General features: G+C 44.6%; 13 protein-coding genes and 2 tRNA genes. 3 read left to right on the forward strand and 12 right to left on the reverse strand.

Annotated features, from left to right (window positions below):
• Positions 1–29: 29 nt before the first annotated feature.
• From KNQ15_RS04980 to KNQ15_RS05035, 12 genes are all read right to left on the reverse strand, one after another.
• A complete protein-coding gene (locus tag KNQ15_RS04980; protein WP_214728089.1) occupies positions 30–755 on the reverse strand; it encodes a DUF4912 domain-containing protein in 726 nt (241 codons plus the stop codon).
• 107 nt (positions 756–862) lie between these two features.
• Complete coding sequence (gene phoU, locus KNQ15_RS04985; protein ID WP_214728091.1) at positions 863–1525, reverse strand: phosphate signaling complex protein PhoU; 663 nt, start codon at positions 1523–1525, stop codon at positions 863–865.
• 18 nt (positions 1526–1543) lie between these two features.
• The gene (pstB, locus tag KNQ15_RS04990; protein WP_053454494.1) at positions 1544–2320 is read right to left on the reverse strand and encodes a phosphate ABC transporter ATP-binding protein PstB; all 777 of its coding nucleotides are present in this window, start codon (positions 2318–2320) and stop codon (positions 1544–1546) included.
• A 99-nt stretch (positions 2321–2419) separates the two neighbouring features.
• Complete coding sequence (pstA, locus tag KNQ15_RS04995) at positions 2420–3328, reverse strand: phosphate ABC transporter permease PstA (protein WP_029341063.1); 909 nt, start codon at positions 3326–3328, stop codon at positions 2420–2422.
• Position 3329: 1 nt separating this feature from the next.
• Positions 3330–4271: a phosphate ABC transporter permease subunit PstC gene (pstC, locus tag KNQ15_RS05000; RefSeq protein ID WP_214728093.1), complete on the reverse strand. Its 942-nt coding sequence runs from the start codon at positions 4269–4271 to the stop codon at positions 3330–3332.
• Between the two features lie 90 nt (positions 4272–4361).
• On the reverse strand, positions 4362–5306 hold the full coding sequence (locus tag KNQ15_RS05005; protein ID WP_214728095.1) for a PstS family phosphate ABC transporter substrate-binding protein: 945 nt from the start codon (positions 5304–5306) through the stop codon (positions 4362–4364).
• Positions 5307–5531: 225 nt separating this feature from the next.
• Positions 5532–7604: a peptidoglycan D,D-transpeptidase FtsI family protein gene (locus KNQ15_RS05010; RefSeq protein WP_029341060.1), complete on the reverse strand. Its 2073-nt coding sequence runs from the start codon at positions 7602–7604 to the stop codon at positions 5532–5534.
• Between the two features lie 135 nt (positions 7605–7739).
• Positions 7740–8348: a superoxide dismutase gene (locus tag KNQ15_RS05015; RefSeq protein ID WP_029341059.1), complete on the reverse strand. Its 609-nt coding sequence runs from the start codon at positions 8346–8348 to the stop codon at positions 7740–7742.
• 93 nt (positions 8349–8441) lie between these two features.
• Positions 8442–9902: an alpha-amylase gene (locus KNQ15_RS05020; protein ID WP_047396429.1), complete on the reverse strand. Its 1461-nt coding sequence runs from the start codon at positions 9900–9902 to the stop codon at positions 8442–8444.
• A gap of 116 nt (positions 9903–10018) precedes the next feature.
• Positions 10019–10092: transfer RNA gene (locus KNQ15_RS05025), tRNA-Ile, on the reverse strand.
• A gap of 11 nt (positions 10093–10103) precedes the next feature.
• Positions 10104–10177 (reverse strand) — tRNA-Met (locus tag KNQ15_RS05030).
• A 128-nt stretch (positions 10178–10305) separates the two neighbouring features.
• Entirely contained in the window at positions 10306–11949 is a 1644-nt protein-coding gene (locus KNQ15_RS05035; protein WP_029341057.1) for a Na/Pi cotransporter family protein, read from the reverse strand.
• 207 nt (positions 11950–12156) lie between these two features.
• On the opposite strand from KNQ15_RS05035, the gene KNQ15_RS05040 reads away from it, so the two are divergent.
• The 3 genes from KNQ15_RS05040 (at position 12157) to KNQ15_RS05050 (ending at position 14588) form a co-directional block, all read left to right on the forward strand.
• Positions 12157–12642, forward strand: coding sequence for a hypothetical protein (locus KNQ15_RS05040; RefSeq protein ID WP_034785923.1), 486 nt, complete (start codon positions 12157–12159; stop codon positions 12640–12642).
• Between the two features lie 167 nt (positions 12643–12809).
• Positions 12810–13919: a flavodoxin-dependent (E)-4-hydroxy-3-methylbut-2-enyl-diphosphate synthase gene (ispG, locus tag KNQ15_RS05045; protein ID WP_023467533.1), complete on the forward strand. Its 1110-nt coding sequence runs from the start codon at positions 12810–12812 to the stop codon at positions 13917–13919.
• 99 nt (positions 13920–14018) lie between these two features.
• Positions 14019–14588 (forward strand): 5' nucleotidase, NT5C type, encoded by a 570-nt coding sequence (locus KNQ15_RS05050; protein WP_251137596.1) that lies wholly within the window; start codon positions 14019–14021, stop codon positions 14586–14588.
• Positions 14589–14769 lie beyond the last annotated feature (181 nt).

The raw sequence follows: 14769 nt of genomic DNA on the forward strand, positions 1-14769 counted from the left end.
TTCTCTTCCTTTCCCTCTCTCTAATTCCATTACCGGACGCGATCGAAATAGGAATACGGACGTAATACTTCGACCCATTCCGGTTGTTCGACCTCTCCGTATTGCCAATGTTGCACGACTTCCGCGAACCGTCCGTCCGTGACTGGTTCGTCACGTGGCGTTTCGACTGGTTTTGAACGCAGTACTGGAACAAAGTCCCCGTCAATCGTTTGAATGCCCCATTCAATGATGTATGTAGTATTCGGGGTTACCGGTCGTACGAACCAAGCGTTCGTCATCTCCGGTAGTTCAAACTGATACGTTCGGTTCGCTTGTCCTTGTTCGTATTCAATAAGCGTGACATCAATGATGCGTAATTCTTTACGGAACGAATCAAACGTCGTGTGATAGTGCGTCTCAAGCAACTGTTTCGACAGTTCGGATAATTCCCAGTAGACGTATAACGCTGTCGGTGACTGAACGATAGCGTGGAGGATGTCATCCTCGTAATGCGTCGCCATTCCAAACGCGTCGCGTTCTAGCGAAGGTACCAAGTGCACAGACGGTACGACGTCTAAAACCGGTGCAGTCGACTTTTTCGTCTGCTTAACCGTTTTTGATTTTACTTTCGGCGCTGCTGCAGAAGGTTGTTCTGTTAACGATTTACGATATTTAGTCCAAGCATATTTGATTTTCCCTTCAGTCGTATCCAATTGAGCTGCGATTTGTTTTGTTGTCAGCCCTTGTTCTTTCATTTTAATGATTTGCTCAAGCATTCCCAATCACCTCTCTGTCATTATTCACTTCTTTCCTATTCTACAAACGTGTTTCGAATCCCTTTACAAAAAAAGTAGGCAGAGGAAATTCCTCCTGCCTACTTGATTCATCCGTTTAAATCATAATGTTTTCCTTTTTCGAGATAGATCAGATGCTCCCCGACGTTCGTCAAGTGATCACCCATCCGCTCGATATAGCGACAAATATTCGTGAATTGCATGACTTCATCGATGACGATCGGCTGAAGCGACATATGACGCATGTACTGACGAAGTGCCTTATATGTCGTCTCATCAATGACGTTATCGAGATCAGACAAGGCTTTTGCTTTCTCGACATCTCCGTCACGATAGGCGACGATTGCAGTTTCCGTCATATCCAGTAATGTCTCGAATGCTTCCTTCAACAAAGAGATATCGATGACATACGGGAATGTTTCGACACGAAGAACCGCTTTTGAGATATTCCCCGCATAATCGGCAATCCGTTCGAGATCCGACGAAATTTTCATCGCCGTGATGATTCGTCTTAAATCTGTCGCAACGGGTTGTTGCTTCGCGATTAATAGGATCGCATCATCGTTGATTTCAAGCTCAAGATCATCGAGTTCATTATCGTTTTCGATGACACTCCGCGCGATGTCTTGATCATATTTTTCGAGTGCTTCTGCCGTCGTTGCGATCTGTTGCATCGTCTTACGAGCCAGTAAAAAAACCTTTTGATCGAGTATTGCAAGATTTTCTCCAAAAATCGTACGGTTCGCTGCCATTCGTCTCGTCTCCCCTTCTTATCCGAATCGTCCTGAAATGTAATCTTCCGTCCGCTTGTCACTCGGATTGCCAAAGATCCGGTCTGTTTGATCGAACTCGACGACTTCACCATTCAAGAAGAACGCTGTTTTATCCGAAACACGTGCCGCCTGTTGCATGTTGTGTGTCACGATGATGATCGAGTAGTCTGATTTTAACTCTTGGACGAGTTCTTCTACTTTTAATGTAGAAATCGGGTCAAGTGCCGATGTCGGCTCATCCATCAAGATGACATCTGGCTCGATTGCAAGGCAACGCGCGATACAAAGACGTTGTTGCTGACCACCAGAAAGACCATAGGCATTTTCGTTCAAGCGATCTTTGACTTCATCCCAGATCGCTGCACGGCGTAAACTGCGTTCAACGATCTCGTCGAGGATTTTTTTGTTTTTGACGCCATGGACACGGGGACCATAAGCGATGTTGTCATAAATTGATTTTGGGAATGGGTTCGGTTGCTGGAAGACCATTCCGACCGATGTCCGTAATTCTTCGACACCGTATTCTTTATCAAAGATATTACGGCCGTGATACTCGATTGCACCATTCGTCCGTACGATCGGAACGAGTTCGACCATTCGATTCAATGTTTTGATGAATGTCGATTTCCCGCAGCCAGACGGTCCAATGATTGCCGTGACTTCATTTTTCTTAATATCGAGATTGACATCTTTCAGCGCATGATCGTCACCGTACCATAAGTTTAAGTCTTTGACGTTATAGACGCTCTCACGTGCTGCTACTGGTTGGTTCATACGCTCTGTCCCTTCTGTAACGACTGATTTCGTATTCAGCTTCGTATCCATCATCTGTCTTCCTCCTTAAAAGAAATCCCTTCTATCTATCTCGTTCGATTAATAGCGTTTTGAGAATCGGTTCCGAATCCAGATTGCAAGTGAATTCATCGTCAAGAGGATAACCATTAAGACGATGATGCCTGCCGCTGCAAGTCCTTGGAAGTCCGCTTGTGGACGACTTGTCCAGTTGTAAATTTGAATCGGTAATGCTGTGAACTCCGAGAAAATACTTTCTGGCGCACGAGCGATGAAAATCGCAGCTCCGACCATGATAAGTGGTGCTGTTTCACCAATTGCTCGGGATACAGCCAAGATGATCCCAGTAATGACACCCGGTAATGATGCCGGAAGAACGACTTTGAACGTCGTTTGCCATTTTGACGCACCGAGTGCAAGTGATGCATGACGCATTGCTTGTGGAACGGCACGGATTGCCTCTTGAGACGAGACGATGACGACCGGAAGACTCATCAATGCTAGTGTCAATGCTCCTGCAATCAATGTTGAACCGAAGCCCATGTTACGTACGAAGAACGTCAAACCAAGTAAACCGAAGACGATCGATGGTACACCTGCAAGGTTTGAGATGTTGACTTCGATGAATGAAGTCATCCGACTCTTTTTCGCATACTCTTCTAGATAAATCGCTGCTCCGACACCAATGATGAAAATCATTGGGATGATCAAAAGCATCAAGAAGATCGATCCCATTAAAGCTGGATAAATCCCAGCACGTTCCGAACGGCGTGATGGTGCATTTTGCAGAAACTCAAGTGATAACCATGAAGCACCGTCACGGATGACGCCGAACAGAAGAATACCTAAGACGACGAGACCAAAGAACAGTCCAGCAAGGAAAATGACTTTTGTGACGTTGTTGACGACGAGTCGCTGGCTAATCGATTTCTTCACCGCGACCGGATCAATGAATTTTTTCGAGACAGGTTGCTTTTCTGGTAAGGCCATCTTAGTACTCCTCTCTGAAGCGGCGTGTGATCCAGTTCGCAAGTAAGTTCATCACTAATGTGAAGACAAACAAGAGTGTACCAACCGCATAGATACTGTAATATTCGACAGTTCCAAATCCAGCATCACCTAAGGCGACCTGAACGATATACGCTGTCATCGTTTGGACTGGCTCGAGTGGATCGATCGCAGCTGTCGGATTCGAACCACCAGCGATCGTTACGATCATCGTCTCACCGATTGCACGTGACATACCGAGTACGATCGATGCAATGATACCTGATAATGCAGCTGGAACGACGACTTTCAATGCAACTTCAAGACGTGTCGAACCGAGTGCAAGCGCACCATCGCGAATTTTTTTCGGAACGGAGCTCATCGCATCCTCAGAAATCGAAGCGATCATTGGAATGATCATGATCCCGACGACGATCCCCGGACTGAGCGCATTGTAAATTTGAATACCTGGAATCAACTTGACAAGCAATGGTGTGACGAACGTCAATGCGAAGAATCCGAAGACGATCGTTGGAACACCTGCTAACACTTCAAGAATTGGTTTTAAGATACGGCGTGCGCGGTCTGACGCGTACTCACTTAAATAAATCGCTGATGTGAGACCGATCGGCACGGCAACTAGCATCGCAATCACGGTAATCTCAAGCGTACCGACGACAAGTGGCCAAATTCCATACTCTGGTTTTGAGTTGAGTGGATACCAGCTCGTACTGCCGAAGAATTCCTTGAACGGAACGACTTCGAAGAAGTGTTCTGTTTCAATGACTAACGTGAGAATGATGCCGATGGTCGTAACGACCGAGACAAACGCACAAAGGAATAACACGATCGGCATGACGCGTTCCATGACGTTTTTCATACTATATTTTTGCTGTCGGTTCTGTTGAATCAGCTCGCGAACCGATTTATTTTGTGTTGAACTCATCCTTCTTCACTCCCTACTCCTTCTTGACATGAGAACGGGACCCAACCGGTACAGACTTCCCCGGTTGGGCCATCCTCATGACTCGATGATTTATTTCATTGCATCTTCAATTGCTTTTGCGTTTTCATCGTAACGATCTTGCGGCATTTTGATGTATCCAACTTCTTCAGCAAGATCACCAGCGTTTTCGTTCGTGAACTGAACGAAATCAGCGACTTGTTTTTTGTCTTTCATTGATTTGTTATTGATGTACGTGTAGATTTCACGTGACAGTGGATAAGAAAGATCTTTAATCGTTTCTGGTGTTGGATCAACTGCATCTTTGCCTTCAGCAGCAAGTGGTACTTCTTTCAACTTATCTTTGTTTTCAGCGTAGTATGCATATCCGAAGTATCCGATTGCGCCTTTTGTTCCTTCAACACCTTTGACGAGAACGTTATCATCCTCTGATAATTGAACATCTTTACGCATGTCTTTTTTCTCAAGTACTTCCTCAGAGAAGAAGTCGAATGTTCCTGAATCTTTACCTGGGCTGAAGAATTTTAATGGTTCAGCCGGATAAGAAGAATCAACATCTTTCCAAGTCTTGATGTTCGGGTCGAGCCAGATTTTCTCGAGTTGCTCCATTGTGAGTTCTTTTACCCATGTATTTTCTTTGCTGACTGCGACAGTCAAACCGTCATATGCGAGTGCCATTTTCGTGAATTCAATGTTATTCTTTTTCGCTTCAGCCGCTTCTTCTTCTTTAATTTCACGCGACGCGTTTGAAAGATCTGTTTCACCAACGACGAAGCGTTTGAATCCGCCACCTGTACCAGAGACACCGACTGTGACATCTACATCAGGTTGTTCCATCGAATATTCTTCACCGACAGCTTCCATGATCGGGAAGACTGTAGAAGAACCGTCGATTGCGATTTTTCCTTTTAAATCAGATGAACTAGCAGAACCGCCTTTATCGTTACCACATGCTGCCCCCACTACTGCGATTGATGCTACCGTTGTGATGAGTGCTGTTTTTTTCATCCAAGACATGATTAATTTTCCTCCTCGAAAGTATGTCGCTGACGATGCTACGACTTTTTATCCGTTTTCCTTACAAGACTTATACTACGGATGAACTATTAAAACGAAATGAATCCAACGTAAAAGAATTGTAAAGGCGTGTTTTTTGGTGTTTACAATTCGAAATCCATTAGAAAAAAAGGTCAATGCAAACAAAAAAACGAGAGTGATTGCTCACTCTCGTTTTCCATCTAGTTAATTTGGCTTAGTTTGCCACGGGATATCTTTGACATTAAAGTACGCTTTGACAAGATCGTGACCAATTTTCGAGTTGACGGTTTCTTGTTCCATATAAGGAAGGAACACGGCCCACGCCATCTCTGGATTATCATACGGCGCCCAGCCAACGAGGTTCGAGTTCAATGAACGAACCGGTTGACCGCTTCCGTCACGTAAGGCGATTCCATCGTCACCATAGACACTGACCTGCGCTGTACCTGTTTTAGCAGCTGCATCAATACCAGTTTGTGCGATGATTTTTGCTGTACCACGCTCTCCCTTGACAACACGATGCAATCCTTCTCGAACATGATCAATGTTATCTTGACTGACTTCAATCCGATTCAGGTAATTCGTCTTGAAGCTATAATCAACTTGTTTTGTCCCTTTTTCAATCGAATTCGACGCGAGCACTTCTTTTAAGAAGTGCGGCTGAACACGATAACCACCGTTGGCAAGCGTTGAAATATACTGTGCGACTTGTAGCGGTGTAAAGGCATCATACTGTCCGATGACTCGGTCCATGAGTAGCGTGACACGGTCAGGTGTCCCTTGAACACCTTTTGCTTCGTACGGTAAATCAACACCCGTTGTCACTCCAAGCCCGAACTGACTATAGTAATTCTGCATGATCGCAGCTGCTCCGTCCACACTTGCTCCGGCAATACCGTTACTTGGGTACTTCGCCATCCGCATCGCAATATTAAACATATAAACGTTTGATGAACGCTCAAGTGCCGTCAAATCTGTGATTGCTCCCATGTTGACGTACGATGCTTTTTTTGTACCCCCGATTGTAATCGGAGCATCATTGATGACTTCGTTTTGACGGATGACACCCTCTTCGAGTCCCATCGCAACTGTTGCACCTTTGATCGTCGAACCAATCTGAAGGGATGTCAACACGTTATTGATTGCGACATCTGAGAACTTACCGGTTGATGGATCCAACTTTTGACCAGACATCGCAAGAATCTCACCTGTCTGTGGATTCATGACGACGGCGTAACCTTCTTTTAGATAACGACTCCCCATGCCACGTCCCATTTTAATGGCTTGTTGCATGATTTGGTCGACTTGTTTGTTGTACTCCGCATCCACGGTCAGAACGAGATCCTTACCAGACTCGCCTTCCTCACGTTTTGGATCACCGACCGGCTCGCCGTTGAACGTCTCATACACATCGTATGCCGGTTTCCCGCGCAGTAGATCTTCATACTGTTGTTCAAGGAATGATGTCCCGACACGGTCATTCAAGCTGTAGCCTTTTGCTTTAAACTCCGCTTGTTGTTCTGCTGGAATCTTCGAGTACTTCCCAAAGATGTTCCGAAGTGTTCCTTCATATGGATAAGAACGTTCGTAGAACGGTTCCACCGATACACCTTTTAAATCTTCTAGGTTTTCATCGATGATCGCCATCTCTTTTGCAGAAGCACCGAGTTTGACGAGTTGTGGATCAAGCGCATATCCGACTTCCATGTTGTGTTTGATCGCAATGACTTCCATCGTTTGATCGTCATAATCGATATCGTCTTTCGTAATCGCATCTAATCGGATTTGATCCTGTTCTGCGATTGATAGTTTACTTTGTGCTTCTGCTGAAGGATATTTCTGTTTGACGGCTTCTTGATAACGACGATCAGACTCTTTCGTGTTTGTCGCGATCCAGAAGTCCTTAATATCACGTTCTGTGACTTTCCAATCTTTTTTAGGCAAATCAATGATTGCCGCAAGGCGCTGTGCAATCTCAATGCGTTCATCGACTTTCGTCGTTTGTGCTCGACGGTAGACGATGGAGTATTTAGAAATCGTATCAACCAAAAGACGACCATCCCGGTCATAAATCTTTCCGCGTGGCACTTCATATTTTGATGCGATCATTTCTGTTTTTTGAACTTCCCGCGAAATTTTCTCACCATTGACGATTTGCACGACTCCTAAACGGAAAATCAAAATCGCAAACAATAAAAAAACGACGAAGAACATTAAATTCAGACGAAGCGGCAGATGATTACGCCGTCTTCCTCGTACGGTGATTCGTTTAGCCATGGCGTACTCCCCTATCGTTCAAAAGTCATCTTGTTTCATTATATAGAAGGAAACTTTCCATAACAACCTATCCCATCATTTTCCGCATTAAAAAAAGCGTATCGTTCACAATTGAACGATACGCTCGTTTTCACATTACTTCGCGTCAGCGTAAAGCTTCGCTACGTGATCCCAATCAACGACGTTGAAGAACGCATTGATGTAATCAGGACGACGGTTTTGATAGTTGAGATAGTATGCATGTTCCCAAACATCAAGACCGAGGATTGGTGTTTTGCCTTCCATGACTGGTGTATCTTGGTTCGGTGTCGAAACGACCGCCAATTTTCCACCGTCAACGATTAACCAAGCCCAACCTGAACCAAAACGAGTTGTTGCTGCTTTCGCGAACGCATCTTTGAATGCATCAAATGATCCGAATGATTCATCGATTGCTGTCGCGAGTTCCCCTGTTGGAGCAGCTCCATCGTTCTTCTTCAGCAGTTTCCAGAAGAATGAGTGGTTCCAGTGACCGCCACCGTTGTTACGGACTGCAGTTTGAATGTTTGCTGGGAGAGCATCCAAGTTTTGAAGAAGTTCTTCAAGTGACTTTCCTTCATGTTCTGTACCCTCAAGCGCCGCATTCACGTTCGTGACATACGTGTTGTGGTGTTTCGTGTGGTGAATCTCCATCGTACGAGCATCGATATGTGGCTCAAGCGCATCATAAGCGTAGCCGAGTTCTGGTAATTCAAATTTTGACATGTTCATGTCCCCCTTTGTGCTATTTTCGAAAACTTCAATACCCTTTAAGACTAGCAAAAGAACCTGTGTTGACGCAAGTCAAGACCCTCGGATTTACTCGACTTCTCGTGGAGCAAAAACCGAGACACCTCCACCTGGAACTGGGAAGACACCGAATCCTTCATCGTCGATCACAACTGGGTGATCTTGGTGGTTCGTATAATCGAACCACTCTTGTCCCGCACGCTCTTCACCAACGAACATGCGCTTCTCGCACATGTCAGCATTCGACAATAAGACAGCACAGCCAGAGTTCTCGATTTCTTCTACGCCTCGACGAACCCAACCGACGCAATGCGGATCATCGAGATAATCTTCTTGGTCACCATATGCTTTGTGATAACGTGCATACAGTAAAGCATCAATCATTTCTTTTTTACCCTCTACAGGATGAGGTCCTTGCACTCCATAATAGTCACCGTAGAAGACACATGGATAACCGTCTTTACGAAGTAAGATCGATGCATACGCATGCTGTTTGAACCAGTCATCTACCCATGATTCGAGTGATTCACCTGGTTGTGAATCATGATTATCGACGAACGTGACGGCATTCGTCGGGTGTGATTCGACGAGCGTATCTGCAAACAACGTTGTTAAATCAAACTCTTGTCCCTGGTTCGAAGCTTCATGGAATTTATAATGAAGGGGAACGTCGAACAAATCGATCGTGTAATCAACGCTATCAAGGAAATGACGGCAATCATCGAGATCTGATTTCCAGAACTCCCCGACCATATAGAAATCGCCATCATTTTTCTCGATCATCGATTTTGCAAATTCATGAACGAATTCATAATTGATATGTTTGATGGCGTCGAGTCGGAATCCTTGGCAGTCAATCGTCTCTTGGAACCAATGCCCCCAGCGGATCATCTCTTCACGTACTTCCGGATGGTTATAATCGATGTTCGCGAACATCAAATAATCATAGTTTCCGAATTCGTCATCGACTTGATCGTTCCAGTCTTTATTTTTACCGGATATCTTGAAGACACCGGTTTTTTCTTCACGGGCATCGAAATCCGTTCCATTAAAGAATTCATGTGTCCAGACAAAATCCGAATATTTTCCGTTTCGACCAGGGAACGTAAATTTCGTCCATGCTTCGATTTCGAATTCTTCTGAAATTTCTTTCGAACGGTCTTCTGGATGGACCTCAACGACATTGATTGTCTCAAGTTCATCGGCTGCTGCTTTATGGTTCATGACAACATCCGCATAAATGGCGATGTCATTCTCACGAGCGACTTGAATCGCTTCGACGAGTTCATCCTTTGTACCGTATTTTGTACGGACCGTTCCTTTTTGATCAAATTCGCCTAAATCATATACGTCATAAATTCCATATCCTGTATCTTCATCTGATTGACCTTTTGACGCCGGTGGAATCCACACGGACGTGATGCCGGCAGCACGTAATTCAGGCGCCCGCTCTTTCAAGCGTTGCCAGTGCTTCCCATCATTCTCTACATGCCACTCAAAAAACTGCATCATCGTATGGTTACGTTCCATCTCTCTTCGCTCTCCCTTAGTTACTATAGTATGAATATTATTACAATATCTTTACTATTCCCCGGAGGAACAAAAATAAACGCACCTCGTTTTTCAACGAGGTGCGTTCTACTGAATGGACCCTGCAGGGCTCGAACCTGCGACCGGACGGTTATGAGCCGTCAGCTCTAACCAGCTGAGCTAAGGGTCCTTAAGTAATAGTAGCGGCGGAGGGAGTCGAACCCACGACCTCACGGGTATGAACCGTACGCTCTAGCCAGCTGAGCTACACCGCCATGATGTATGTTGCTTTACTCTTACTAGATTACGAGATGTGGCGAAACTTGTCAATATGCTATTTCAAAAAAATAAACAGCTGATTTCATTTTTTGAAATCAGCTGTCATAGACAAATCGTATTTCGCTTAGTTCGTTAATGCCGTCCGCTGTTCAAGGACGAGATCCGTGATGTTTACAGCATGATCGCCAATTCGTTCGAGGTTCGACAAGAGATCGACGAAAATCATCCCTGCTTGGCCCGTACATTCGCCAGCGTTAACACGAAGGACATGGTGTTTACGGAATGAACGTTCGAGTGCATCAAGTTTACCTTCGAGTTCTAGAACTTTGCGAGCTCGTGTAACATCGTCCTCTTCGACGGCGCGAACGGCACAGTCGACGATTTCTTGCGTCAAGGCATACATATCATCAAGCTCTTGTTTCGCTGATGATGTGAACTGAATCCGGTTGACGATTTGGAAATCGACCAATTCGACGATGTTTTCGACGTGGTCACCAATTCGTTCAAAGTCATTGACGGCATGCATCAGTAACGAGTGTTCATTTGATTCACGCTCTGATAGATCATGTGCCGCTACTTTAACGAGATAACTTGTGACTTCTGTATTTAAATGATTAATCGCATATTCGATCTGTTCTGATTCTGATACATCCTTTTTATCATGCGATTGCGTGTAACGGTGTGCTTTTGCAAGCGCATCTTTTGAGAATTCACCCATTCGTAACACTTCAAGCTTCGCTTGGTTTAATGCGAGTGCCGAAGATTGGTTCAAGATATTTTGATCGAGATGACGCGGTTTTGAATCAATCGTCGTATCCGTACCCGGTACGATTTTTTGTACAAGCCATGCGATTTGCGCAATGAACCAACATTGAATCAACGTATTGACGACGTTGAATGTTCCGTGTGCAAAGGCGATTTGCATTTTCGGACCTAATTCAAGCGTGCCTGTGATCCATGTGATGAAGCTTGAGAAGATTGGTAATGCAATCAGGAACAATACTGTTCCGATGATATTGAAGATGACGTGTGCTGCTGCTGTTCGTTTAGCTGCAATCGACGCACCAAGTGCTGCGAGTACTGCTGTGATCGTCGTTCCGATGTTATCACCGAACAAGACCGGAAGAGCTGCTTTGATATCGATCATGCCACCAGCGTACAACTCTTGTAAGATACCGATCGTTGCTGACGACGACTGAACAAGAACAGTAAAGATTGTTCCGACGAAGACACCCAGCAATGGGTTATCCGACATCGATACAGTCAACTCACGGAACCAGACGCTTGATTCAAGCGGAGCCATTCCGTCGCCCATCAAAGTGAGACCATAGAACAATGCACCAAATCCGAAGAAAATCTGTCCGATGTATTGAACCCGTTCTTTATTGAAGAAGAAGATCAAGAAAGCACCAATCGCAATCGCTGGAAGCGCTGCTTCCTTGACGTTAAAGCCGATGATGAAGGCAGTAATCGTTGTTCCGATGTTAGCCCCCATGACGACTCCGATCGCCTGTCGTAAATTCATCAGACCTGCACTAACGAGTCCGACGACGATGACGGTCGTCCCTGACGACGACTGTATCAAAATCGTGACGACGATACCTGCTAGGATACCTAACAATGGATTTGTCGTATATTTATCAAGGATATAACGTAATCGGTCTCCTGCTGTTTTTTGGAGCCCATCTCCCATATACTTAATACCGAATAGGAAAATCCCGAGTCCACCGATGAAGGTGAAAATCATTTCCTGCAAATCATAGTTCATCTTGCCAGCTCCTTTATTTCATGTGGATTGATGTGTTTGTAAAGTTTATTTTCTCAACTTCCCCATTATGTAAAGGTCCGGTGAACTTGTAAATAGTTTTTGCAACATCCGTTTGTTAAGGTTTTATTAATCTGTACCATTACACAAAAACCCTTTATTACCAATCAAAATCAAACAATTGAAATCTGTTTTAAAACAGTAGAAAGAGTGATTCACTTGTCATTTTTACGTCAACTGATTAATTACTTACAAACTTCCTTAATTCCAAATCGTCTGTTTTTACGTCTTCGTTTGGCAGATGTTTCCCTTTATTTTTGTGGATTAGCTTGGATTTCACTTTGGACGACGATCATTGATTCCTTCTTTTTACAAAAAAGCATCCCGATCGTTGCTTGGTTCATCCTTCATTTCATCTTTATCGCAATTGCTGTATTACTTTACGTGTTGTTCATGGCGTATCTAACGAAGGGATTCGTTCGATTGTTACTTCCCCGTCCGTGGGCATATCGCCAAACGTTTCCTTATACGGTTGCAACGAATCTCTGGTCCTTCCCACTTGGTATGCTTCTATACCAACTCGATTATCCTCGCTTCGGAATCGGGGTGCTCGTAATTGGACACTTCGTCTACACATTAGTGCCATTATGGATTGCCCGTTCCTCAAAGCCACGCGCTTCACGTAAACCTCAATGAGTATTAAAATCAGGCGTCCGACGGATTGACGGACGCCCTTCTTTCATTAAACAATTGTAAATGTTCAATTTTCGTTCTTGTTTCTCGATTTTTAGGGAATAGTTCGATATGATAGAAAAGGTAAACATAAACAATATGGCGGTATGCCACAAAAGGAGATTTTCGATATGCCGAAAATGGTCCATCGCTCTAAGACTCGTCCCGTTCGTGTAGGGGACCTTGTCATTGGTGGAAATAATGAAGTCATCATCCAAAGTATGACGACAACTAAAACACACGACGTCGAAGCGACAGTCGCTGAAATCCTACGTCTTGAAGAAGCTGGTTGCCAAATCGTCCGCGTCGCTTGTCCGGAAGAACGTGATGCGCTCGCACTTGCAGAAATCAAAAGCCGAATCAACATTCCGCTTGTCGTAGACATCCACTTCAACTATAAACTTGCGCTTATGGCAATCGAAGCTGGCGTCGATAAAATCCGGATCAACCCGGGTAACATCGGTCGTCGCGAAAAGGTAGAAGCCGTCGTTACAGCAGCAAAAGCGAAAAACATTCCGATTCGTATCGGAGTAAACGCTGGTTCACTTGAAAAGCATATTCTTGAAAAATATGGCTATCCAACTGCTCGTGGTATGGTCGAAAGTGCTTTGCACCATATTAAGATCCTCGAAGACCTCGACTTCCATGACATCATCGTCTCGCTTAAAGCATCAGACGTACAGTTGGCGCTTGAAGCGTATCAACTCGCTTCTGAATCGTTCGACTACCCACTTCACGTCGGGATTACGGAATCCGGTCCACTTCGTTCTGGTTCATTAAAATCAGCAGCTGGACTTGGCGCGATTTTGTCACGCGGAATCGGAAACACAGTTCGTGTATCTCTCTCAGCGGACCCTGTCGAAGAAGTAAAGGTTGCAAAAGAAGTCTTGAAGTCATTCGGTCTCGCGGCGAACGCGGCGACATTGATCTCATGTCCTACATGTGGTCGGATCGAAATCGATTTGATGTCGATTGCCGCAGAAATCGAAGACTATATCGAAAACATCCAAGCGAACATCAAAGTCGCGGTTCTCGGATGTGCGGTCAACGGCCCTGGTGAAGCACGTGAAGCTGATATCGGTATCGCTGGTGCACGCAACGAAGGATTGTTGTTCCGTCACGGAGAAATCATCCGTAAAGTACCGGAAGCAACGATGGTCGAAGAATTGAAGAAAGAGATTGATGCGATCGTTCTCGAAAAACAGGCTGAAAAAGAAGCCGAAAAAGCGAACCACGCATAAGTTAAAGACTCCTCCCTCGCGAGGAGTCTTTTTTCGTATCTCGATTTCGACTATGTTATACTAAGTGAAGAAAAATTTTTAGAACGTGGGTGACTGTAAATGAAAATTGGAATCGACATCGATGGAACGATCACACATCCATCCTCTTGCTTCACTTACATGAATAAATATCTCGGAACGTCGATCGACTTCGACCAGGCGTCCGAGTATGAATTGCATACGTATACCGATATGAATCAAATCGAATTTTGGGACTACATGGTGAACTCTGGTCATGAGACCGGGATCTATCGTGAATCTATTCCTCAAGAACACGTCCGCCACCACTTATGGAATTTGCGGAAGCAATATGATCTCCATTACGTGACAGCACGATCGGAGCTCGTTCGTCCCGTAACAGAAGAGTGGATCAAACAACACGAACTTCCTCTTGATTCCTTGATCATGACGGGATCACACGACAAAGTACAAGTCGTCCGTGATTTATCACTCGATTTATTCATGGAAGACCGATTAGAGAATGCTGTGCAGATCGCAGAAGACACATCTATTCCTGTCATCTTGTTCGACGCACCTTATAACCGTAAAGCCGTACCGAATAATGTCATTCGTGTCGCTTCATGGAATGAGGCCGTTCAAGAGATTCAAAAATTTGCACCGATTCGTTAAAACAGCCGATTAGGCTGTTTTTTCCATTTTTATGTCATTACATGACTTGATATCGTACAATGACTATAGGATTGAAACTTTGATATAGGAAGGGCTTCATGATGCTTGCAACAGTGACTATCTTTTTTATGAATATCTGTATTATTTTTTTCGTTTCTACGTTCACCTTTTACTTACTTCG

Origin of the sequence: Exiguobacterium sp. s168, assembly GCF_018619035.1 — a bacterium.
In the GTDB taxonomy this organism is placed as follows: domain Bacteria; phylum Bacillota; class Bacilli; order Exiguobacteriales; family Exiguobacteriaceae; genus Exiguobacterium_A; species Exiguobacterium_A acetylicum.